Origin of the sequence: Lacrimispora sinapis (assembly GCF_043633585.1) — a bacterium.
GTDB lineage: Bacteria > Bacillota > Clostridia > Lachnospirales > Lachnospiraceae > Lacrimispora > Lacrimispora sinapis.
Genome location: NZ_CP141832.1, coordinates 1,978,057 through 2,000,928 on the forward strand (window position 1 = coordinate 1,978,057; position 22,872 = coordinate 2,000,928).

A 22,872-nucleotide genomic window follows, 5' to 3' on the forward strand; every position below is an offset into this window, starting at 1 on the left:
ATTTTACCTTTTTATAAATGCCGAAAGAAAGAACCCGTCACAAGGGTGGATTCCCGGCAATAACTGAATATATCCGTGTTTCATCGTATCAGCCGTCAGCTGATCTCCCAGCATTCCGGTTAAGTCCATAGGGTCAAATGGAAAGTGTTCAAGAAACCATCGGACATTTTCTTCATTTTCTTTTTTATTGATCGTACATGTGCTGAATACCAGTTTTCCGCCGGGTTTTACATAGGACTGGACCACAGTAAGTATTTCCCTTTGAAGGGAAGCCAGGGACGCAAGGTCCTCTTGTTTCAAACGGTATTTGATATCCGGCTTTCTGCCAATGATTCCAAGACCGGAACAGGGCAGATCCGCAATTACAATATCGGCTTTTTCTATGGATTCCTGATCTGAAACCAGCGCATCCTGAACTTTTGTCCGGATATTTTTAAATCCGCACCGGTCAATATTCTCCTTAATAAGGCTTACCTTATATTCGGTCAAATCCCGGACCTCCACCATGCCTGTGCCATGAAGCTTATCTGCCATATGAATGCTTTTCCCACCCGGAGCACCGCAGACATCTATCACATAATCGCCTTCTTTGGGGGCTGCCGCTTCTCCGACAAAGACTGAGCTTAAATCCTGAACCTGAATCAAGCCATCGTTAAAAGCTGCAAGCCCTTCCAGATAATCATAGTTTTCCAGATAGAGCACGCCTTCTGAAATACCGGACTCCGTTACATTTACTCCTTGTCCCTGCAGGCTTTTTATAATCTCTTCTTTGGAAGACCTGGCAAGATTGCAGCGGACCGTTGTCTTTTTGTTCTTTAAAAACGACTCCATCATGGTTACGGCTGTCTCTTTTCCATAGGCCTCCTCCCACATGGATACGATCCAGTCCGGCATGGAATAACGAACCGAAGCGTTGGGCCAGCTTAAGTGATCTTTATTTCTTGAAATATTGCGCAGAACTCCATTGACAAACCCCTTTAAGCCGGTGAACTTTCTCTTTACGGCAAGTTTCACAGCCTCATTGCAAACCGCAGAATCGGGTACGCGGTCCATGTATAAAAGCTGATAGACCGACATCCGCAAAATGGTGCGGATGACGGGCTTCATTTTCTTAACCTTTGTATTGGAAAAAGAATCAATGACGTAATCAATCTGGAGTAAATATTCCACGGTTCCCTCTGCAATTCTGGAGATAAATGCCCGCTCCGGTTTATCCAGATACTGATATTTATTCAGTGCCTGACGCAGGATGATATGGCTGTATCCCGACCGTTCCAATATTTCTATCAGGATATCAAGTGCAATTTCCCTGCTGTCTGTCTCTTTAGTCATCGTTTCTTCTTCCTCCAACTCCTCCGAACAGGAATATAAGTCTGGCAAGCTGCAGCACCGTTGCTGCCAAAGCAGCCACATAAGTAAGAGCTGCCGCTCCGAGAACTTTTCTGGTATGCCCCAGTTCCTCAGTTCCTAAAATTCCTACCTGTCCAAGCAAGTCTACCGCTCTCCTTGAGGCATTAAATTCCACCGGAAGTGTTACAAGCTGGAATAGAACTGCTAAAGAAAACAAAATCAGCCCCACATTTACCAGAGGGGAACCAACTCCGCCGATAAAAAAGCCCAGGAGAATAATAGGAAAAGCTGCCTGGGAGCCAATATTGGCCACCGGTACAATGGCACCTCTAAGCCTTAATGGAACATATCCAGTGTTATGCTGCATGGCATGGCCGCACTCATGGGCTGCAACCCCAATGGCTGCAACCGATGTGGAACCGTATACAGAATCTGACAAATTCACCGTCTTACTCCTGGGATCATAATGATCGGTCAGCTGGCCGCTTACCTGGCGGACTTCAACATCGTATATCCCCTGGGAATTTAAAAGGCGTTTTGCCGCTTCCGCACCAGTCATACCGGACATGCTTCTCACTTTTGAATATTTATTATAAGTGCTGCTTACTCTGGCAGATGCCGCCATTGATAAAACGGCTCCGATGATTACAAAAATTAAGGTAGGATCCAAATAATATCCCATCATTCCTCCATAAAACATAATCAAACACTCCTTTCAAAAACAGTACCTTCCGCAATGGAATATCCCCGCAGAAATGCGCCGACATCCATGCGCTTTTTTCCCTGTAACTGCAGTTCACAGATGGATAATCCGCCTTTTCCGGTCTTTACAACCAAACGATCCCGTCCGGCTTCCACCACCTGTCCGTAAACTCCTTCATACTCCTTATCCACCACAGAGGCTTCCCAAATCTTTATTACCTTATTATTCCAGGAGGTATAAGCGCTGGGCCATGGATTCAACCCGCGGACCAGGCGTTCAATGGCCTGGGCCTCCATCGACCAGTCAATGTCACCCATGGATTTTTTAATCATCCCCACATAGCTTGACTTGGTGTCATCCTGAGGCGTACGGACTGCGGTTCCTTCTTCCAATTTCTTTAAAGTCTTTAAAATCAGCGTGCCTCCCACTTCACTTAATCTGTCGTGAAGACTTCCTCCTGTTTCTTTTGGATTCAAAGCAAGAATCTCCTGATCCAGCATATCTCCGGTATCCAGTCCTTCCGCCATCATCATGGTGGTTATACCGCTTTCCTTTTCCCCATTGATCACTGCATGCTGAATGGGGGAGGCTCCCCGATATTTCGGCAAAAGGGAAGCATGAATGTTCACACAGCCATATTTGGGAATATCCAGAATGCTTTTCGGCAGTAATTGTCCAAACGCTGCAACCACCATAACATCCGGCGCCAGATCTGATAAGATTTTAACAAACTCTGGATCTCTTGCCTTTACCGGCTGGTAAACCGGAATGTGAAACTCCAGCGCCTGTTCCTTAACCGGAGTCATCTGAATTTCTTTTCCTCTTCCTTTTGGTTTATCCGGCTGAGTGACTACTGCGACCACATCATGGCCGGCTTCTACCAACGCCTTTAAAGCCGGTACGGAAAAATCAGGCGTTCCCATATAAACAATACGCATAGCTACTCTTCAACCTCCATGTCTTCCTCCAGCTCGGAGACATCTTCTAACTCGCCTTCTACTTTATCCACATATAGATCACCGTTCAAATGATCGCACTCATGGCACACGGCACGGGCCAGAAGCTCTTCCCCTTCCAGTTCAAAAGGCTTCATCTCAATGTCATAGGCTCTTACTTTTACATAATTAGGTCTGGTAACGATACCGGATTTTCCCGGCACGCTCAGGCAGCCTTCCGGTCCTGTCTGGCTTCCGGATGTCTCTAAAATCTCCGGATTAATGAGCACGTACTGATTGCCGTCCTCCACATCAATGACCACGATCTGCTTTAAAATGCCGACCTGGGGGGCGGCAAGACCGACTCCGTTGGCTTCGTACATGGTTTCAAACATATCTTCAACAAGCTCTATAATCCTCGGCGTAATTTCTTTTACCGGTTTGCAGTGTTTTCTTAAAATTTCATCTCCAATGGTTCTAATCTTTCTAATGGCCATTTTCACTTATCCTCTCATTTACGAAAAATCATATTGTATCATGATCTGATCAAACAACTCCGGATGAGTCTCTGAGAAACCATCAATCTGATCCCTGATTTTTATTAGTATATCATAGTTTTCATGTTTCAAGTATAAAATTTTTCTATATATATCATTAATTTTGTATACAGAAGCCTCTACCGGTCCGATGATCTGTACCCTTTCCTGCTCTGCCTGGGGCATGATAAATGCAGCGGCGGCATCAGATCCGTGGGTTAAAAGTTTCTCCTCTCTGGAGGAAAACTGAACGGTAAAAAGCACGTTTGCCGGAGGATATTTCATCAGACGGCGAAAAGCCATTTCCTGATTGTAAAAGGATTCATAATCCTGGCTTGCTGCTGTCACGATCCCATAGTGCTCCGGGCTGTAGGTCTGGATGATCACGTCTCCATGCTTAAAATCTCTTCCTGCCCTTCCGGCCGCCTGCGTCAAAAGCTGAAAGGTCCGCTCTGCGGAGCGGTAATCGGGAGTGTTTAAGGATAGATCCGCAGCCAGGACACCAACTAAGGTCACATTGGGGAAATCATGGCCTTTTACGATCATCTGCGTACCGATCAGAATGTCCGCTTCCCCTTCGGAAAAGGCGGTAAGAATTTCTTCATGTCCGCCTTTTTTCTTTGTCGTATCCAAATCCATGCGGAGCACTCTGGCAGAGGGGAACATTTTTTTCGTCATCAGTTCAATCTTCTGTGTCCCCACACCAAAATTGGCAATGTAAGGAGAAGAGCAGGCGGGACACCGGTCAGGCATGGGAACGGAGTGGCCGCAGTAATGGCATACGAGACGGCTGTTGTTATGAAGCGTCAGTGTCACATCACAGTGGGGACAGCGTATGGCTTCCCCGCAGGAACGGCAGGAAACAAAATTGGCGTACCCTCTCCGGTTGATGAACAGCATGATCTGCTCTTTTTTTGCCAGACGGTCTTCCATCAGCGCCTTTAACGGTCTGCTGAATATGGATTTGTTGCCTTCCTTTAATTCCTGCCTTAAATCCACCACGGATACGGCCGCAAGCCGGCTGTCTTTTTTGGCCCGTTCGGTAAGGCGGAAAAGCTGGTATTCCCCTCTCAGCGCCTTTGTATATGCCTCCAGAGACGGGGTCGCTGAACCTAAAACCAGGGATGCGTCCTGCATGGAAGCTCTTTTTTCCGCCACTTCTCTCGCATGGTATCTGGGAACCACTTCACTTTTATAGGCACCCTCGTGCTCCTCGTCGATAAGGATCAGCCCCAGGCGGGAAAACGGGGTAAACAGGGCGGAGCGTGGGCCTATCATAATATCAATATCCCCATTTCTGGCCCGCTCAAACTGATCGTAGCGTTCTCCGGCTGACAGCCTGGAATTGATGATGGAAACGCGGTTTCCAAACCTACCATAAAAACGCATTACGGTCTGATAGGTCAGGGCAATCTCCGGGATGAGAACGATGACCTGCTTCCCATCTTCAATAACCCGGTCAATCAATTCCATGTAGACCTCTGTTTTCCCGCTTCCTGTAACACCGTGAATTAAATACGTCTTACGGATATGGGCCGAATAATCTCTGCGAAATTCCTCCACTATGGCCTGCTGCCCTTTATTCAGCAAGACCCTGGACTTTCCAGTTGCTTCCAGCTTTATGGGATTGCGGTATACCTCCTCGGATTCAAGGCTTACATACCCTTTTTCTATGACCGGCTTTAATGTGGCAGACGAAAGATTCATCTGATTGACGGCGATTTCATAAGGAATCAGGGGATTATCCAGAAATGCCTGAAAAAGCCGGACTCTGGCCTTGTATTTCTTTTTTTCCGCTTCCTGCAAAGCGGTCAGAAGGTCTTTCTTTTGAAGCAGACAGCGAAGAACCTTTTTTTCCTTTGGTTTGATTTTCTGTTTTACCGGGAGCACCGTTTTAAGAGCCTGGTTCATGGTGGAACCGTATTGCTCCTTTAACCACCACGCAAGCGAAACCAGAAGGGATTCTGCCGTCACACCGTCTGTCACAATCCCTGCGATTTCTTTGATTTTATCTCTGTCGTAATCCGCATGGGAAGCAATGCCCACCACGTATCCTTTTCGCATGGCATTGCCTCTTCCAAAAGGAATCAGAACCAGAGATCCCACAGCTACATCTTCACATAGCCGTTCCGGGATCCGGTAATCAAAGGTCCTGTCAACTTTTTCATGGGAAATATCTATGATAATCCGGGCATATCGTTCTGCCATTCCTTCACCTGTTTCTGTATTTTTCTTTGCATTGTCAAATCAGATGAAACTGATCTGCCACCTGACTAAGTTTCATGCTGTTGGACCCTTTAAAAAGAACGCTGTCTCCTTCTTTTAATTCTTCTTTTAAGTATGCAACAAGTGTCTCCTGCTCCATAAACTCTTTTACAAGAATTCCCGTTCCTTTTTCCTTTACCGCCCGGGCAATTTCACCTGCCAGCTCTCCAAGGGTCACCACTTCGTAAATGGGGTGCTCCGCAATATATTCTCCTATTTCATAGTGATACTTAAAAGCATCTTCTCCCAGCTCTTTCATATCCGCCAATACGGCAATCCGTCTTTTGGCTTTTGTCAAGGAAGAAAGCACCTCCAGTCCGGCTTTCATGGAAACCGGGCTGGCGTTGTAGGTATCATCAATAATTGTCATACCGTTATGCGTATAGATCTGCTGACGGTTTTTAAAACCGGCGAACCCGGAAAGGCGTTTTGCTGCCGCTTCCATTGGGATGCCGCATTCTGCCGCAACCGCCAGAGAAACCATGGCATTTAATACATTATGGCTCCCCATAACCGCCAGTCTGACAGGAACTCTCTGCTCTTTGCAGACCGCAGTAAATGCAGGGAAGCCGTCCTCCAGACGAATCTCTTCCGCCCGGTAATCGGAATTTTCACCGGTACCATAATAGATGGTGCGGCAGCCGTCTTTGGCTTTTGTTTTCCGCAGCAGATCATCATCCCCATTGAGAAACAGGATTCCTCCCTGGGTCAGTCCATCCTGAATGGTCAGCTTCTCTTTATAAATATTCTCTCTGGAGCCAAGCTGTTCGATATGGGTAATTCCGATATTGGTAATCACCGCCATCTGGATTTGGGCGATTTTTGCAATCACCGTCAATTCCCCCGGTTCGCTCATCCCCAGTTCAATGACCCCAATCTCGTCATCGGGTGTAATTTCAGAGATTGTAATGGGAACGCCTACCTGACTGTTGTGATTGCCGGGAGTTTTATAGACCTTAAAACCGGCCGTCAGCGCACAGGCTACCATTTCCCTTGTGGTTGTCTTTCCTACGCTTCCGGTAATTCCAACCAAAGGCAGGGTAAGACGGCTTCTATAATAACTTCCGATCGCCTGAAGTGCTTTTTTTGTATCCTCCACGCGAATCCAAGGTTTCTCAGATTCCATGGTATCGTGCTCACTGGTCAAAGCTGCTGCCGCACCATTTTCAAATGCCTGTTCAATAAAACGGTGGGCATCCACGTTTTCCCCGATCAGAGGGACAAAGAGTGAACCCTCCTTTTGGCTCCTTGAATCTATAGTTATGTGTTCCAGAACCGTATGTTCATTTCCGCAGAGAAGTTTTCCTCCTGTTGCCAAAAGTATTTCCTGAACCGTTATATTTACCATTGTTTCCTCCGTTCTTATACGCCTGTGCGTATCACCCTTCCATTTACCGCGGAAATGCCGAAAGCACATATTTTCAGCTTCCGGCATCTTCTCTTTTCATCCAGGTATTTATTTGCTCAGCCTTTCTGCCACCTTTAAAACCTCTTCACGGTCTGAAAAATGATGGCGGACCCCATTCATCTCCTGGTAATCCTCATGGCCCTTTCCGATAATAGCAATCATGTCACCTGGTTGTGCATGGGTCATGCTGTACTCAATGGCCTCTCTGCGGTCAGGAATCTCGATGAATTTTCCTCCGGTCTTTTCGATGCTCCCACGAATGTCGGCAATAATATCCTCGGTCTTTTCAAATCTGGAGTTATCTGCAGTAATAATCGTAAAATCTGCCAGACGGCCTGCACTGTCCCCCATAGAATACCGGCGGTCCTTAGAACGGTTTCCGCCGCATCCAAACACGCATACCAGACGTTTTGGCTTATAATCCCTTAGTGTGGTAAGAAGGCTTTCCATGCTGACCGCATTATGGGCGTAATCTACGATCACGGTACACGTTTCAGAGGTATATACGATCTCCATACGTCCGTTTACACTTAAATGCTCCAGCCCATGGCAGATCCTTTCCTTAGGAAGCTCAAGAAAACTCAAAACACTGACAGCTGCCAGCGCATTGGCAACATTGAACCGTCCGGGAATGTTGACCCGTACGGAAAGCTCATAACGGCCTTTTACATCAAATTCCAGGCCCACAAAATCCGGCTGGGACACATAGTGGATATTTTCTGCCTTAAAGTCCGTTCCTTCTTCATCCATGGAAAAAGAATAAAGCTCACAGGCGGCATCCTTTGTCACCTCAGCCCAATGGGTATCATCCCGATTCATGATACCCTTCCTGGAGCAATGGAAAATACGGGACTTATAATACAGATATTCTTCAAAATCATCGTGTTCATCCGGGCCGATATGGTCAGGAGAAATGTTGGTAAACAATCCGTAATCAAAGGTGATCCCATCTACCCGGTGCATTTTAAATGCCTGGGAGGATACTTCCATTACCATATATTCGCATCCGGCATCTGCCATATTGCGGAAGGCTTCATGAAGTTCATAGGACTCCGGAGTCGTATTCTTCGTAGGGGTAACGGTTTGCCCGATGACGATACCAGTGGTGCCGATCATTCCCACCTTTTTCCCGCAGGATTCCAAAATCGTTTTGATCATATGAGTGGTCGTGGTTTTCCCCTTGGTTCCTGTGACTCCAATGGTCACCATCTTCTTTGCCGGATAATCAAATCTGGCGGCAGACAAGAGAGCCAGTGCTTCTCTTGCATTATGTACGAGGACAGCCGTAACGCCCTCAGGAACCGGCACCTTTTGTTCTACTACCAGAACCTTGACACCAGCTTCCACCACGGAAGGGATAAATTCATGAGAATCAATTTTGGTTCCCTTCATACACACAAACACAGCACCTTCTCTGGCTTTTCTGGAGTCATATACCACTTCCTCCACTTCCACATCAAGGTTTCCCTGTATTGCTTCATATTTTAAGTCCTTGAGCCATTCTTTAAACTTCATAGAAACCTCCAAATCAGAATAATCCTGTGATTACTCCCTCGTTATTAATATCAATATTGTCTGCCGCCGGTTTTTTGGGAAGCCCCGGCATGGTCATAATCGCTCCCGTCATCACCACGACAAAACCTGCACCCGCCGATACAAAGGCATCCCGGACGGTAATCTCAAATCCTTCCGGCCGTCCAAGCTTTGTCTGGTCATCCGACAGAGAATATTGAGTCTTGGCCATGCATACAGGCAGATGTCCGAATCCCATGTCTTCAAATTTTTTTAGGGCCCTTGAAGCTGCCGGTGCATACGTCACGCCGCCGGCACCATAGATCTCCCTGGCAATGGTCTCCACTTTTTCTTTTAATCCCATCTCAGACGGGTAAAGGGGTGCAAAATTACTTTCTTTGTGCTCCAGAGTATAGAGAACTTTTTCAGCCAGCTCCATACCGCCCTGACCGCCTTTTTCCCAAACCTGGGATAAGGCAAATTCACAGTTTCGTTCTTCACAGAATGTTTTTACAAATTCATATTCCGCCTTGGTATCCGTAAGGAAGGAATTCAGGGTAACGATTACCGGAACTCCATACTTGTGCATGTTTTCAATATGTTTTTCCAGATTGGAAATCCCCAGCTCCAGCGCGGGAAGATTTTCTTTATCCAACTGGTCTTTTGGAACTCCTCCGTTGTATTTTAATGCTCGTATGGTGGCTACCAGGACTATGGCATCTGGTTTTAATCCGGCCATCCGGCATTTGATATCCATAAATTTTTCGGCACCTAAATCAGCTCCGAAGCCGGCTTCCGTCACCACAATATCCGCCAGCTTTAGGGCAGTCTTTGTAGCGCGGACACTGTTGCAGCCGTGGGCAATGTTGGCAAAGGGTCCGCCATGAACGATGGCACCGGTGTGTTCCAGGGTCTGGATGAGGTTGGGCTTCAGCGCATCCTTTAACAAGGCCGCCATCGCTCCTACCGCATTTAACTGGGCAGCAGTTACAGGTTCTCCTGCATAATTATATGCAACGATGATTCTTCCCAACCGTTCTTTTAAATCTTCCATGTCATCAGCCAGACAAAGAATTGCCATGATCTCCGATGCGACTGTAATGACAAAGTGATCTTCTCTCACAAACCCTTCTGCTTTGGACCCAAGACCCACTACGATGTTGCGGAGTGCCCGGTCGTTCATATCCAGACAGCGTTTCCAAAGGATCTGTCGGGTGTCGATTTCCAGGGCATTGCCCTGATGGATATGATTATCCAATAAAGCTGCCAAAAGATTGTTGGCCGATGTTATGGCATGAAAATCACCGGTAAAATGAAGATTTAAATCTTCCATGGGAACTACCTGGGCATAACCGCCTCCCGCAGCCCCGCCCTTTATACCGAAGCATGGTCCAAGAGATGGTTCCCGGAGCGCAATCATTGCCTTTTTCCCCATAGCTCCAAAGGCTTCTCCAAGGCCTACGGACGTGGTGGTTTTTCCTTCGCCTGCAGGAGTGGGATTGATGGCTGTTACCAGTACCAGCTTTCCGTCTTTTTTGTCTTTCACCTGCTGCCAAAGCTCCTCGGACAGCTTTGCCTTATATTTTCCGTAAAGTTCCAGTTCATCCTCTGTGATTCCGTAAGAAGCAGCCACTTCCTTAATGGGGATCATCCTTGCTTCCTGTGCGATTTCAATGTCTGTCTTCATCTGTATGTTCCTCCCTTATATGTAATGATGCCGTTCCATCTTAATAACCTTGTTCCAACATCTCTTCAAACTCTTCCATACTCATGAGCACCTTCCGGGGCTTTGTTCCTTCTTCTTCTCCTACCACACCCGCTTCCGCCAGCTGGTCCATGATCCGGGCCGCCCGGTTAAAGCCGATTTTAAACATCCTCTGAAGCATTCCGATGGAGGCTTTGTCCTTCTCAATGATAAATTTGCCTGCCTGTAAAAAATACTCATCCCGGTCATTGCCTCCGCCTTTCATCTCACCGCCGGAGGGGGCAGAAGCGATCATGCTTTCTACATTCTTATCGTAGTTGGGCGTCATCCCCTGTTCTGTCAGGAAATCCACCACCCGGGATACTTCCGTGTCAGATACAAATGCACCCTGAACACGCATGGGCTTTGGATATCCTGCCGGATAAAACAGCATATCCCCTTTTCCTAACAGCTTTTCGGCACCGTTCATATCTATGATGGTTCTGGAATCCACGCCGGAAGAAACTGCAAAGGCCACCCTTGATGGCACATTGGCCTTGATAAGTCCGGTAATAACGTTTACCGACGGACGCTGCGTGGCAATGACCAGATGAATTCCCGCTGCTCTTGCCAGCTGTGCAAGCCGGCAGATGGAATCCTCTACCTCTCCAGGCGCCACCATCATTAAGTCCGCAAGCTCGTCGATAATGATAATAATCTGCGGCATCTTTTGGGGCTTATTTTCATCGTCAATATCTTTGATGCTCTCCACTTTGGCATTATACCCCTTTATTTCCCGCACATTATACTGGGCAAACTTGTTATAGCGGTCTGTCATCTCTGCCACCGCCCAGTTCAGTGCGCCAGAAGCCTTTTTCGGGTCCGTGACCACAGGAAGAAGCAGATGAGGGATGCCGTTGTATACACTTAGTTCCACTACCTTGGGGTCCACCATAATCAGCTTTACATCTTCCGGGTTGGCCTTATAAATAATGCTCATGATCAGCGTATTGATGCAGACGGATTTACCGGAACCGGTGGCTCCTGCAATCAAAAGGTGGGGCATCTTTGCAATATCCGTAACAACAACCTGCCCGCCAATGTCTTTGCCCACCGCAAACGCAATTTTCGAGGAATGATTCCTGAAATTATCCGCTTCCAGTATATCCCTCAGATACACGACGTTATTTTCTTTATTAGGAACTTCGATCCCCACCGCAGACTTTCCGGGGATGGGGGCTTCAATTCGGATATCCGCAGCCGCCAGACTTAACTTGATGTCATCTGCCAGACTTACAATCTTGCTGACCTTTACCCCTTGCTCGGGATGAAGCTCATATCTGGTTACGGAAGGACCGCAGCTGATGTTGGTTACCGTAACGCCTACACCGAAATTCTGAAGGGTCTTTTGCAGCTTAATAGCAGTTTCTCTGTATTCCCGATCAGAAAAAACAGCTGCTTTTCCTTTTTTCAGCAGCGTAAGAGGAGGAAACTGATATTCTTTTTTCACAATGTCCTGTTTTTGCCTGATCTCCTGGGTAACGCTTAAATCACCTTCTTTGGCGGCTTCTTCCCGCTTTTTGACCAGTTTTTTCTGCAGAGCCTCCGTATCGGTCTCAATGACTTTACCGGAAGCGGTTACCACCTGCTTCGGTTCTTCCGGAATTGAGAAGGTATCTCTTTCCGCTTCCGGATAGATATCCTCTTCTACTACTTCCATCTCTTTTAAGGTCCGGTTGTCTTTCTTCATATATATAGAAGATTCTTCCAGTTCCTCCATCAAAGGCTCGTCCTTCCAATCCGGTTCAAAGGGAACTGAATCTTCTTCCGCTTCCTGCACCGGTGAAATACTGCCCCTAAATTCATCTGCCGGATTGGGTCTGGCTGCTTCTGCTGCCGTAACTGCAGATAACCGGCTGGCCTGAATGTCGATATCTTCAGACATATCATCAGCCATGACCGGAATGGTCTCTTTTTCAAGAGGGGCATCCACAAAATTCAAAGGTTCCGGCTTTTCATACTCCTCCGGCTGATGGTCGAATAAATTGGTGGCATCCAAATTGACACCGCGAAGCTTCTGCTCCTCCCGGAGCCTTCTTCGCTCCTCCTGGCGTTCCGCACGGATCTCTCTGCGGATATCCATGTTTTTTCTGGCATGGCGATAGGCTTTTCCGCTTCCCATTTTCACCACATTCACAAAGGACTTTTCCGTAATACAGACTGCGGAAATGATAAGAAGGACTATAATCACCAGATAGGCACCGATCACGCCGATCACAGCTGCCAGTCCTTCCGCAAGAAGGCCGCCGATCAAACCGCCGCCTCTGCCACTCACTGACGCTTCTAAATAAATATCAATCAGAGTCATTCCCTCACCGGTCTTTAAACCAAAAACGAGCTGCAAAAATCCACACAAAGAAACCAGCGCCAGTAAAAAAGACGCCAGCTTAAATGTCGCTCTGGGATTTCCCTGATTGGAAAGGTAGAACGCCGTTCCTGCAAACAGGATCACCGGTGCAATATATCCGATTCCTCCAAAAATGCCAAGCTGCACACTGCGTAAGAAATCACCAACCACACCGCACAGACCGAAATTGCTTAAAAACAATATGGCTGCTGCAGCAAATGATATCATAATAACTATTTCTGAGTGGATAAATTCCGGTTCTGGCAGGACCACTTTTTTTCTGGAGCTGCTGTTTGTTGTTCTCCCGCTTTTTGCTCTTGTCCTTCTTGTCCCTTTTTTTTCTGTTGTCTTCTTCTTTATAGTCTCAGGCACAATACTTCCCCCTTCTATCCATTGGTAACAGTATACAAAAAAATCGGGAGAATTGCAATGATTAACAGGAAGCAGTTTCCATCAGATCATATAATTTTTTTAGAGCGTCCTTGATTCCGCCCACCTCATCTATGAGACCTTCTTTTACGGTTTCTTCCCCCACCAGTACGGTTCCAAGGTCCCTGGTCAGCATTTCCGTATTTAACATGAGCCGTTTCAACTGGTCATAAGCAATCTTTGCATGACTGGACACAAAGCTTAAAATCCGGTCCTGAATCATTTCAAAATACTCGTAAGTCTGGGAGGCTCCGATTACCATTCCCGTCATTCTCACCGGATGCACCATCATGGTTCCGGTCGGTACTATAAAGGAATAATCGGTGCAGACCGCAAGGGGAACTCCGATGGAATGGCTTCCTCCAAGAACCAGGGAAACGGTGGGAATGCTTAAAGAAGCAATCATCTCTGCTATGGCAAGACCTGCATCCACATCTCCGCCGGAGGTATTTAATAAAATCAAAAGTCCCTCCACAGAATCATCGTCTTCAATCTCAGCAAGCTTTGGAAGAACATGGTCATACTTGGTGGCCTTGCTGTTGCTGGATAAGTTTTCATGTCCCTCAATTTCTCCAATGATGGTAAGCAAATGAATTTTGCGTTTTTGTGCATTGTCATCAAGCGTCATCTGTCCGTATTCTTCCAGTTTCTCATCTTCTTTTTGCTCTATGTCTTTTTCTGTCTTTTTTTCGTTAAGATTTTCTTTGTTCCCATCGTTTGATGAAGTGTCCTCTTGCTGTCTGTCACTTTCCTGATACTCTTTCACCTTAATAATCCTCCTGTTAGCTTTATATTTGGTAGTTTTCTTATGATGTGGAGAAAACACGAAAAATATGCCTGAAAATGCAAACACGGAGCGGTACATTTTTTATAAACCGGTCCATCGTTTCAAACACTAACAATATTTTAATTGTGATTGTAACAAGTTATTGACTTTGATACTTTTCCATGTTAAACTATCAAACAATAAAAAAAATCATTTACATTCCATTGCCAAGGAAGGCAGCGCCGGAAGGATCCGTATGCGCTGCTTTTGCATAAAAGGATCTATGCCTTAGGGCTGTGACTTAATCTGAAAAAAGGAGAGAGCATCCCATGAACAACTTTTTCATTGCACAAACTTTTGGCAAATCATCCAATTACACGGATATACCAAATACTTTGTTTAAAGAGCATGATGTAAAAAAAGGACTTCGCAACGAAGATGGAACCGGTGTTATCGTAGGGCTGACCCGGGTATCGGACGTTGTCGGGTATGAATATGTGGAGGGGAAAAAGACGAACGTTCCCGGAAAGCTGTATTACCGCGGAATTGAGATCAGCGATTTGGTGAACGGAAAAGGAAACGACCGCTATGGTTTTGAAGAGACTTGCTTTCTTCTGCTCTTTGGTTATCTTCCAACTGACAGGGAATTAAAGGAATTTACAGCCATTCTGCAAAAGCATTATCTTCTTCCCAATGAATTTTTTGAAAGAAATATGCTTCGGACTCCTTCCTGCAATTTAATGAACAGTCTGCAAAAAAGCATTCTGGCTCTTTATGATTACGACAATGATCCGGATAATACGGAACCGTACCAGACCCTTTTAAAAGGAATCAATCTTCTGGCAAAGCTTCCTACCCTTGCGGTGTATGCATATCAAAGCAAAATTCATTATTACGACCGGGAAAGTCTGGTCATACATTATCCGAAACCAGAGTACTCCGTGGCAGAAAACATCCTGTATCTGCTCCGCCATGACGGTATGTTCACAAAGCAGGAAGCCAACCTTCTTGATGTAATGCTGATGATTCACGGCGATCATGGCGGCGGAAATAACTCTACCTTTACCAATGTGGTGATCTCATCCACCGGAACCGATATTTACTCTGCTATCTCAGGTTCTATCGGGTCCTTAAAGGGACCTAAACACGGAGGCGCCAACATTCGGTGCAGCGAGATGATTTCAGCCATCGAAAAAGAAATCGGGTTTAAGGCAACGGAAAACCAGATGAAAGCGGTTATAGAAAGAATTCTTGCCAAAGACTTTTATGATAATTCCGGCCTTGTGTATGGCCTTGGCCACGCGGTTTATACGATGTCTGATCCCCGCGCCAATCTTTTGAAAGCCTGCTGTGAAAAACTGGCCAAACAGAAGGACCGGGTTGAGGAATACGAATTTCTTACGAAATTTGAATCCGTTGCCAAAGCCTGTCTTGCCGGGAATGGCAAAACACTGTCCAATAACGTGGACTTTTACAGCGGTTTTGCTTATAACATGCTGCAAATCCCCGAGGATATGTACACTCCTCTGTTCGTCTGTGCGCGTATGGCTGGCTGGCTGGCCCATAATATAGAAAATAAAATGTATGACGGAAGAATCATGCGTCCGGCAACAAAATACGTAGGCAATGCAAATCCCTACATAAAAAGAGAGGAACGATAGCTATGGTAAAATTATATGAAGGCGGAGCTTACCTTGTAAATGGAACCGAACTCATTCCGGAAGAAGAAACTTCAAAGGTTACTGCCCTGACAGGAAAAACAGCAAATAAGGAAGAAGCCAAAAAAGGGACCATCTCCTATTCTATTTTAGAAGCCCATAATACTTCAGGCAATATGGAGCACTTAAAACTGCGTTTTGATTCCATGACCTCCCATGACATCACATTTGTAGGAATCATCCAGACTGCCCGTGCCTCCGGACTCAAGGAATTCCCAATTCCTTACGTTATGACCAACTGTCATAATTCCCTTTGTGCAGTTGGCGGTACTATCAATGAGGATGACCATGTATTCGGACTTTCTGCAGCGAAAAAATACGGCGGTATTTTTGTGCCTCCCCATATTGCAGTCATCCATCAGTACATGCGTGAAATGATGGCGGGATGCGGACGCATGATCCTTGGTTCCGACAGCCATACCCGTTACGGTGCTCTGGGCACTATGGCAATCGGGGAAGGCGGCGGTGAATTGGTAAAACAGCTGCTTCGTGATACCTATGATGTAACCTACCCCGGCGTTGTGGCAATTTATCTGACCGGAAAACCATCGCCTGCCGTAGGACCTCATGATGTGGCTCTTGCCATTATCGGCAAAGTGTTTAAAAGCGGATATGTCAAGAACAAAATCATGGAATTCGTAGGACCTGGCGTAGCCTCCATGGATACTGATTACAGAAACGGTGTGGATGTTATGACCACAGAAACCACCTGTCTCTCTTCCATATGGAGAACGGACGAAGATACCAAAGACTACTTAACCATTCATGGCCGCGGGCAGGACTATAAAGAATTAAATCCAGCAGAAATCGCTTACTACGACGGCGTTGTAACCGTTGATTTAAGCACCATTAAGCCAATGATCGCCCTGCCCTTCCATCCAAGCAATACTTATGAAATTGATGAGCTCAACAACAACCTGGAGGATATTCTCCGGACTGTGGAAAAGGAAGCGGAGCAGATCGTGGGGAAATCCAATGCAAGCCTTTCCCTGACTGATAAAATTACCGATGGAAAGCTCATGGTCCAGCAGGGTGTCATCGCAGGCTGTGCAGGAGGCAACTATACCAACGTTATGATGGCCGCTCACATTTTAAACGGCAAAAACTGCGGCAACGATATCTTTAATTTATCCGTATATCCTTCTTCCCAGCCGGTTTACATGGATTTAGTGAAGAAAGGTGCTGTTACGGAACTAATGGCGGCTGGTGCCACCATCCGCACTGCATTCTGCGGTCCTTGTTTTGGTGCAGGAGACACTCCCGCCAACAACACGCTGAGCATCCGCCATACCACCAGAAACTTCCCCAACCGGGAGGGCTCCAAGCCTGGGAACGGACAGATCTCCTGTGTTGCCCTCATGGATGCAAGATCCATTGCAGCTACAGCAGCTAACGGAGGATGCCTCACTTCTGCGGAAGAGTATATGGACGATTATGAGGTTCCTGCTTATGAATTCGATTCCTCATCTTATGACAGAAGGGTTTATCAGGGATATGGAAATCCACAGGAAGAATCTGATTTAATAAACGGACCAAACATCAAAGACTGGCCGGCTATGAGTTCTCTGACCGAAAACATCATGCTTCAGGTATGTTCAAAGATCATGGACCCGGTTACAACGACCGATGAATTGATTCCCTCCGGAGAAACCTCCTCTTACCGTTCCAATCCACTGGGACTTGCTGAATTCACATTATCCCGCCGTGATCCGGAGTATGTGGCCCGTTCCAAGAAAGTGAATGAGCTGGAACAGATTCGTAAAAGCGGAGCCTGTCCGTTAAAAGCCAGCGAAGACTTGGACCGGGCTTTCCATGCGCTGCGCATCCACTTAAACCAGCCAGAGCTGAACGCTTCAGAAACAGAAATCGGAAGTGTTATCTATGCGGTAAAACCTGGAGACGGTTCTGCCAGGGAACAGGCGGCAAGCTGCCAGAGAGTGCTTGGAGGTCTGGCAAATATTGCCAGGGAATATGCGACCAAACGTTACCGTTCCAATGTGATGAACTGGGGAATGATTCCCTTCCTTCTTGATGAGGAACCTGATTTTGAAGTGGGGGACTTTATCTATGTAGCCGGAGTAAGAACTGCTCTTGACGGAGAAATGAAGTACATTCCAGCCTATGTCATCAAGAATACGGAAGGAAATCCCATTCGTAAAATCAATCTTCACATTGCGGAAATGACACCGGAAGAACGGGAAATTGTAAAGTCCGGATGTCTCATCAACTACAACCGTAATAAAATCAAACACTAAAATCTTAAAGCCCCTGTTTGGGAACTGGAATCATATCCACTCCCAACAGGGGCTTTTTCATCGTCTGATCGAATTACTTGCCTATTATATTACGGATCTTTACAGGGGTACGGTAATTCCAGGTGGAAATCTTAATTCCACTTCGTCTGCTGGCAGCATTTACGATCTGGCCGTTACCGATATAAATCCCTACATGATTGATGGTTCCTCTGCTGTTGGCATAAAACACCAGGTCACCAGGCTGCATATCCCCGGATTTTACAGGAGTACCCATTTGTGCCTGAGAGCCGGAGTAATGAGGAAGTCCGATACCAAAGTGTGAAAAGACCGACATGGTAAATCCGGAACAGTCTGCTCCCTTTGTAAGGCTGGTTCCGCCCCATACATAGGGATTTCCAAGGAACTGCAGTGCATAATTTACGATCTGGGTCCTTAATGACGCCTGTTCATTGGCTTTCTCTTCCAATGGGGAGAATTTGATCGCCTGAGGAAGTGCATAGCGCACATCCACAAAATCAGTGGATACATAGGCACTGCTGTCTTCCTCCAGCTCGATCTCAACCCAGCCGTCGATCTGCTTTAAAACAGGATAACGTTCATTATTGGAAATCTGGGTCCATATCTTAGAGTCTGTGCTCGGTTCAGACCTTGCGTTTAGCATATCGGTGCTCACAATAGCCATCAGTTCCGCCACCTGCATGGCCTCATCCTTGGCTGCCGGACCGGTTAAAATATAATCTGATTTCACATAGCCGGTAATGCTACCGGACTGGATCTTATACCACCCATCGTCTGTCTTCTCTAAAATATCTCCCGCTGCCTTACTTGGCATCTTGGCAATGATCTTGCCTTTTTCATTGGGTTCTTCCCTTACATTCAAATAGTTATCCACATCAGAAATTCCGATGTTCTTATAGTAATTAAAGATCATGGCCTTTAAGTCCAGTTTTCTTGCTTCATTTAAGGAGTATTCCAGCTTGACATAATCAGAGGACAAATACCCGGAGGCAATCTTTACCCAGCCATCGGTCTGTCCCAATACCTCATACCGTTCATTGTTAAGTGCCTGCCCCACAGAATCCGAACTTTTAGAGGCTTCTTTTCTGATATTCATACTGTCCGCAGTGACCACTGCGCGTAATTTCACCAGACTTTCCGCTTTTTTCTTCGCTTCCTCCCCTGTAATCACATACTGGGAATTGATATAGCCCTCAATTCCTCCGGAAGTTATCTTATACCAGCCGTCTTCGGTCTTATCTAAAATATCACAGGCACCGTCTCCCTGCAGCTTTCCAATCACATCCGCTTCTGTGCTGGGTTCTTTTCTGACATTCAAATAACCGGACGCTTTTACAATTCCAAGATTTTTATACGAGTCTATGACTTTTTTAATCTCCTGGGTTTCCTTGGCGGCTTCTTCGGAAGATTTGGTATTATTCCCTGTAGAATTTAACTCCTTTTGTCCATTGGCCTGCGAAGCGGTTGCCAATGCGGCCGGAGCTGAAGCTCCATTCCTTTTCACAGCTACCCCGGCTGTGACGATGACTGCCACCAGAACGACACCGGCACCGCCCATGATCAATAACTTTTTATAATCACTTTTGGTACGTTTTTTTCTTGCTTTATCCAAACGAATCACATAATCTTTTTTATCGTTGCTGTTTTCCATTCTGTCTTTCTCTCCATCCTCAACTATTCTATCGGATCACCGATTCAGACTATGAGCCTATTCGACTAAGTATAGCATATTCTGTCACGTTTTGCGATATTTGACATGCAAAAAATTATTAAGATTCTGTTACATCGCCGAACAAAACCATCCAATTTTATTAAGATACCAAACAAAAAGAAAACATGGGCCATGCCTTCATAGAAACAGCATCAAACCCATGTTATAAGCGTTTTATTTTGCCAGTATCATACGGTCATTGGTGAATTCTTCTCCGCTTGCTTCTTCAAATTTCTTTAACAGGTCTTCGACTTCCAGCTTCTTCTTCTCATCTCCGGACACGTCGTAAATAATACGTCCTTCATGCATCATAATCAAACGGTTTCCGATCTGAATGGCATCCTTCATGTTATGAGTGATCATCAGTGTGGTCAGGTTCTGTTCTTCCACGATTTCTTCCGTGATCTCAAGAACCTTTTTTGCCGTCTTAGGATCAAGAGCCGCGGTATGCTCATCAAGGAGAAGGAGCTTTGGTTTCTGCAGCGTTGCCATTAAAAGAGTAAGTGCCTGTCTTTGTCCTCCGGAAAGAAGTCCCACCTTGTTGGTCATACGGTTTTCAAGACCCAGACCCAGCTTTTTAAGGGCTTCCTGGTAAAATTCTTTTTCACTGGATTTGATCCCCCAGGCAAGACTCCTGTTCTTGCCTCTCCGGTAAGCAAGAGCCATATTTTCCTGGATCTCCATACCGGCAGCGGTTCCCATCATAGGGTCCTGGAAGACCCTGCCGATGTACTTTGCTCTCTTATATTCTGGAAAACGGGAAATATTGACCCCGTCAATTTCAATTTTACCGGAATCAATGGGATAAACACCGGCAACCATATTGAGTGTGGTGGATTTTCCGGCTCCATTTCCTCCAATAACCGTAACAAAATCGCCCTCATCCAGATGGAGGTTAATGCCGTTCAATGCTTTTTTCTCGTTGATGGTATTTTTATTAAACGTCTTTCTCACATTCTTAATATCCAGCATAATCATTCCCCTCCTTCGGTATAGGCTGCGTTTAAGCGCCATTTACGAATGACCACAGGAACGCAGAGCGCCACCGCTACAATCACAGCGGATAAAAGTTTCATATCGTTGGCATTCATGCCCATCCTTAAAACAATGGCCCGGATCACAAAATAGATGACGGAGCCTACGACTGCAGACGCCAGCTTGCTTCCAAAGGAGCGGAGTTTTCCCATAAGCACTTCCCCGATCACAATGGCAGCCAGACCGATTACAATGGCACCGGTCCCCATGCCGATATCCGCATATTTCTGGCTTTGGCTCACCAGACCTCCGGAAATGCCCACAAGTCCGTTGCTGATGGTAAGCGCCAAAAGCTTGGTCCAGTTGGTATTCACTCCCTGTGCCCGGATCATGGCTTCATTGTTGCCGGTAGCACGCATGGCACTTCCGATCTCGGTTCCAAAAAACCAGTACAGCAGCACGATCATAAGAATGGCGATTCCCACACCGATCACCAGAGCGGACGCCTGTTTTCCAAACCCTGTCATTTCGATAAATTTGGAAAACACCGTATCCGCTTTCAACAACGGAATATTACTTTTTCCGCTCATGATCCGCAGGTTGATGGACCAAAGCCCGATCTGAGTCAGGATTCCTGCTAAAATCGCAGGTATATCAAAAATTGTATGTAACAGTCCCGTCACCGCACCGGCTGCCATTCCTGCGACTCCGGCCACAAGCAAAGCAACCCACGGGTCCATATGAAACATCAATACCATGACCGCACAAACGCAGCCGCCCATGGCAAAGCTTCCGTCAACGGTTAAATCTGCAATGTCCAAAAGCTTATAGGTAATGTAAACTCCAAGCACCATAATTCCCCACAAAACGCCCTGTACCACCGCATCCTGTAAGGATACCAGCAAACCACTCATCTATCATTCCTCCACATATATTCTCATTTTACAGGCATAAATGCCTTACATAAAAAATGTCAGTATCATTTTTTATGTAAAGCATCTATGAGGGAATCAGGAGAACCGGTGAAACGGTCCGCCCGGGATTCCCCTGTTATAATTTGTTATTTAAGATTGGAAACATCAATCCCCAATGCTTTTGCTGTCTCTTCATTGACAGAAAGCTTGCATTTTTCTGCAGGAAGATATTCAATGGCCATTTTGGAAATATCCTCTCCATCCTTTAAAACCCGCACTGCCTGCTGACCGGTCAAGTACCCAAGCTCAAAATAATCAATTCCGTAAGTGGCAAGCCCGCCAGCCTTTACCATGCCTTCTTCTCCACAAATGGTAGGAAGGCCGTTTTCATTGGCAATCATGGCTACCGTGGTCATTCCAGCCGCAATGGTGTTGTCTGTCGGTGCATAGATGGCATCCACCTTACCTACCATGGAAGTAACCACGGTCTGGATCTCATTGGAACTTGATACGGTATAATCCACTGCTGTCATCCCTTCTGCTTCAATGGCTTCCCTTGCCATCTTTGCCTGGATCTCAGAGTTGGACTCTGCGGAAGCATAGAGGATCCCTACTGTCTTCGCTTCCGGAAGAATTTTCTTTAACAGGGCAATCTGCTCTTTGACAGGGGTTAAATCAGAAGTACCGCTTACATTTCCTCCAGGAACTTCGTTGCTTTCAACCAAATCGGAGGCTGCCGGATCAGTCACTGCAGTCACCAGAACCGGAATATCACTGGTGGCACCTGCTACTGCCTGAGCCGCAGGTGTTGCAATGGAAAGAATCAGATCATTGCCGTCATTGACCAGCTTGCTGGCAATGGTCTGGCAGGTAGACTGGTCCCCCGCCGCATTCTGCTGATCTACGGTATAGTTAAGGCCTGCATCATCAAGGGCTTTGATAAATCCTTTATTTGCTGCATCCAAAGCGGTGTGCTGTACTAACTGAAGCACTCCGATCTTAAACTGCTTGCCGTCTGCCGTTTTTTCTCCGGTTGTCTCTGCTCCGCCTGCAGACTCCTGACCGGTGGCAGCCTCTGTTCCTTTGCTCTCCTGGGTTTTTGCCCCGCACGCGGCCAGGGACATCATCATGGCACCGGCAAGAATCAGTGATAACACTTTCTTCGTTTTTTTCATAATCTTCTCTCCTCTACCTTTCAAAAAACTTGTCCTATTTTGAACTTATTTTGTATCATACTACAAAATACACCCCTCGTCAATTTTATTACTTTAAAATTATATGTTTTT

Annotated in this window: 16 protein-coding genes; 2 read left to right on the forward strand and 14 right to left on the reverse strand. The window is 46.3% G+C overall.

Annotation, left to right across the window (positions count from 1 at the left end; translation table 11 throughout):
- Positions 1-3: 3 nt before the first annotated feature.
- The 10 genes from rsmB to VIG27_RS09240 form a co-directional block, all read right to left on the reverse strand.
- Positions 4-1,332 (reverse strand): 16S rRNA (cytosine(967)-C(5))-methyltransferase RsmB, encoded by a 1,329-nt coding sequence (gene rsmB, locus VIG27_RS09195; RefSeq protein ID WP_394522198.1) that lies wholly within the window; start codon positions 1,330-1,332, stop codon positions 4-6.
- Positions 1,325-2,050: a zinc metallopeptidase gene (locus tag VIG27_RS09200; protein ID WP_394522199.1), complete on the reverse strand. Its 726-nt coding sequence runs from the start codon at positions 2,048-2,050 to the stop codon at positions 1,325-1,327. The genes rsmB and VIG27_RS09200 overlap by 8 nt, the downstream gene beginning before the upstream one ends.
- Positions 2,051-2,052: 2 nt before the next feature.
- Positions 2,053-2,991 carry a methionyl-tRNA formyltransferase gene (gene fmt, locus VIG27_RS09205; RefSeq protein ID WP_394522200.1) on the reverse strand — a complete coding sequence of 313 codons (939 nt, stop codon included), beginning with the start codon at positions 2,989-2,991 and terminating at the stop codon, positions 2,053-2,055.
- A gap of 2 nt (positions 2,992-2,993) precedes the next feature.
- Positions 2,994-3,485: a peptide deformylase gene (gene def / locus VIG27_RS09210; protein ID WP_394522201.1), complete on the reverse strand. Its 492-nt coding sequence runs from the start codon at positions 3,483-3,485 to the stop codon at positions 2,994-2,996.
- An 18-nt stretch (positions 3,486-3,503) separates the two neighbouring features.
- A complete protein-coding gene (gene priA / locus VIG27_RS09215) occupies positions 3,504-5,732 on the reverse strand; it encodes a replication restart helicase PriA (RefSeq protein WP_394522202.1) in 2,229 nt (742 codons plus the stop codon).
- A gap of 34 nt (positions 5,733-5,766) precedes the next feature.
- On the reverse strand, positions 5,767-7,137 hold the full coding sequence (locus tag VIG27_RS09220) for a UDP-N-acetylmuramoyl-tripeptide--D-alanyl-D-alanine ligase (RefSeq protein WP_394522203.1): 1,371 nt from the start codon (positions 7,135-7,137) through the stop codon (positions 5,767-5,769).
- Between the two features lie 108 nt (positions 7,138-7,245).
- On the reverse strand, positions 7,246-8,712 hold the full coding sequence (locus VIG27_RS09225; protein WP_394522204.1) for a UDP-N-acetylmuramoyl-L-alanyl-D-glutamate--2,6-diaminopimelate ligase: 1,467 nt from the start codon (positions 8,710-8,712) through the stop codon (positions 7,246-7,248).
- Positions 8,713-8,725: 13 nt separating this feature from the next.
- The gene (locus VIG27_RS09230; protein WP_394522205.1) at positions 8,726-10,396 is read right to left on the reverse strand and encodes a formate--tetrahydrofolate ligase; all 1,671 of its coding nucleotides are present in this window, start codon (positions 10,394-10,396) and stop codon (positions 8,726-8,728) included.
- A gap of 40 nt (positions 10,397-10,436) precedes the next feature.
- Positions 10,437-13,172, reverse strand: coding sequence for a DNA translocase FtsK 4TM domain-containing protein (locus tag VIG27_RS09235; RefSeq protein ID WP_394522206.1), 2,736 nt, complete (start codon positions 13,170-13,172; stop codon positions 10,437-10,439).
- A 61-nt stretch (positions 13,173-13,233) separates the two neighbouring features.
- Positions 13,234-13,995, reverse strand: a complete 762-nt coding sequence (locus VIG27_RS09240) for a ClpP family protease (RefSeq protein WP_394522207.1) — start codon at positions 13,993-13,995, stop codon at positions 13,234-13,236.
- Positions 13,996-14,324: 329 nt separating this feature from the next.
- Here VIG27_RS09240 and VIG27_RS09245 point away from each other — a divergent pair, with 329 nt between their 5' ends.
- Together VIG27_RS09245 and VIG27_RS09250 are read left to right on the forward strand one after the other, a co-directional pair.
- Positions 14,325-15,656: a citrate synthase gene (locus VIG27_RS09245; protein WP_394522208.1), complete on the forward strand. Its 1,332-nt coding sequence runs from the start codon at positions 14,325-14,327 to the stop codon at positions 15,654-15,656.
- A gap of 2 nt (positions 15,657-15,658) precedes the next feature.
- A complete protein-coding gene (locus tag VIG27_RS09250) occupies positions 15,659-17,968 on the forward strand; it encodes a hydratase (protein WP_394522209.1) in 2,310 nt (769 codons plus the stop codon).
- A gap of 73 nt (positions 17,969-18,041) precedes the next feature.
- On the opposite strand, the gene VIG27_RS09255 is transcribed toward VIG27_RS09250, so the two are convergent.
- The 4 genes from VIG27_RS09255 to VIG27_RS09270 all read right to left on the reverse strand — a co-directional run bounded on the left by VIG27_RS09255 (position 18,042) and on the right by VIG27_RS09270 (position 22,761).
- Entirely contained in the window at positions 18,042-19,637 is a 1,596-nt protein-coding gene (locus VIG27_RS09255) for a C40 family peptidase (RefSeq protein ID WP_394522210.1), read from the reverse strand.
- Between the two features lie 234 nt (positions 19,638-19,871).
- Positions 19,872-20,669, reverse strand: a complete 798-nt coding sequence (locus VIG27_RS09260) for an ABC transporter ATP-binding protein (RefSeq protein ID WP_394522211.1) — start codon at positions 20,667-20,669, stop codon at positions 19,872-19,874.
- A gap of 2 nt (positions 20,670-20,671) precedes the next feature.
- Positions 20,672-21,586, reverse strand: coding sequence for an ABC transporter permease (locus tag VIG27_RS09265; RefSeq protein ID WP_394522212.1), 915 nt, complete (start codon positions 21,584-21,586; stop codon positions 20,672-20,674).
- Between the two features lie 146 nt (positions 21,587-21,732).
- Entirely contained in the window at positions 21,733-22,761 is a 1,029-nt protein-coding gene (locus VIG27_RS09270) for an ABC transporter substrate binding protein (RefSeq protein WP_394522213.1), read from the reverse strand.
- Positions 22,762-22,872: the final 111 nt, after the last annotated feature.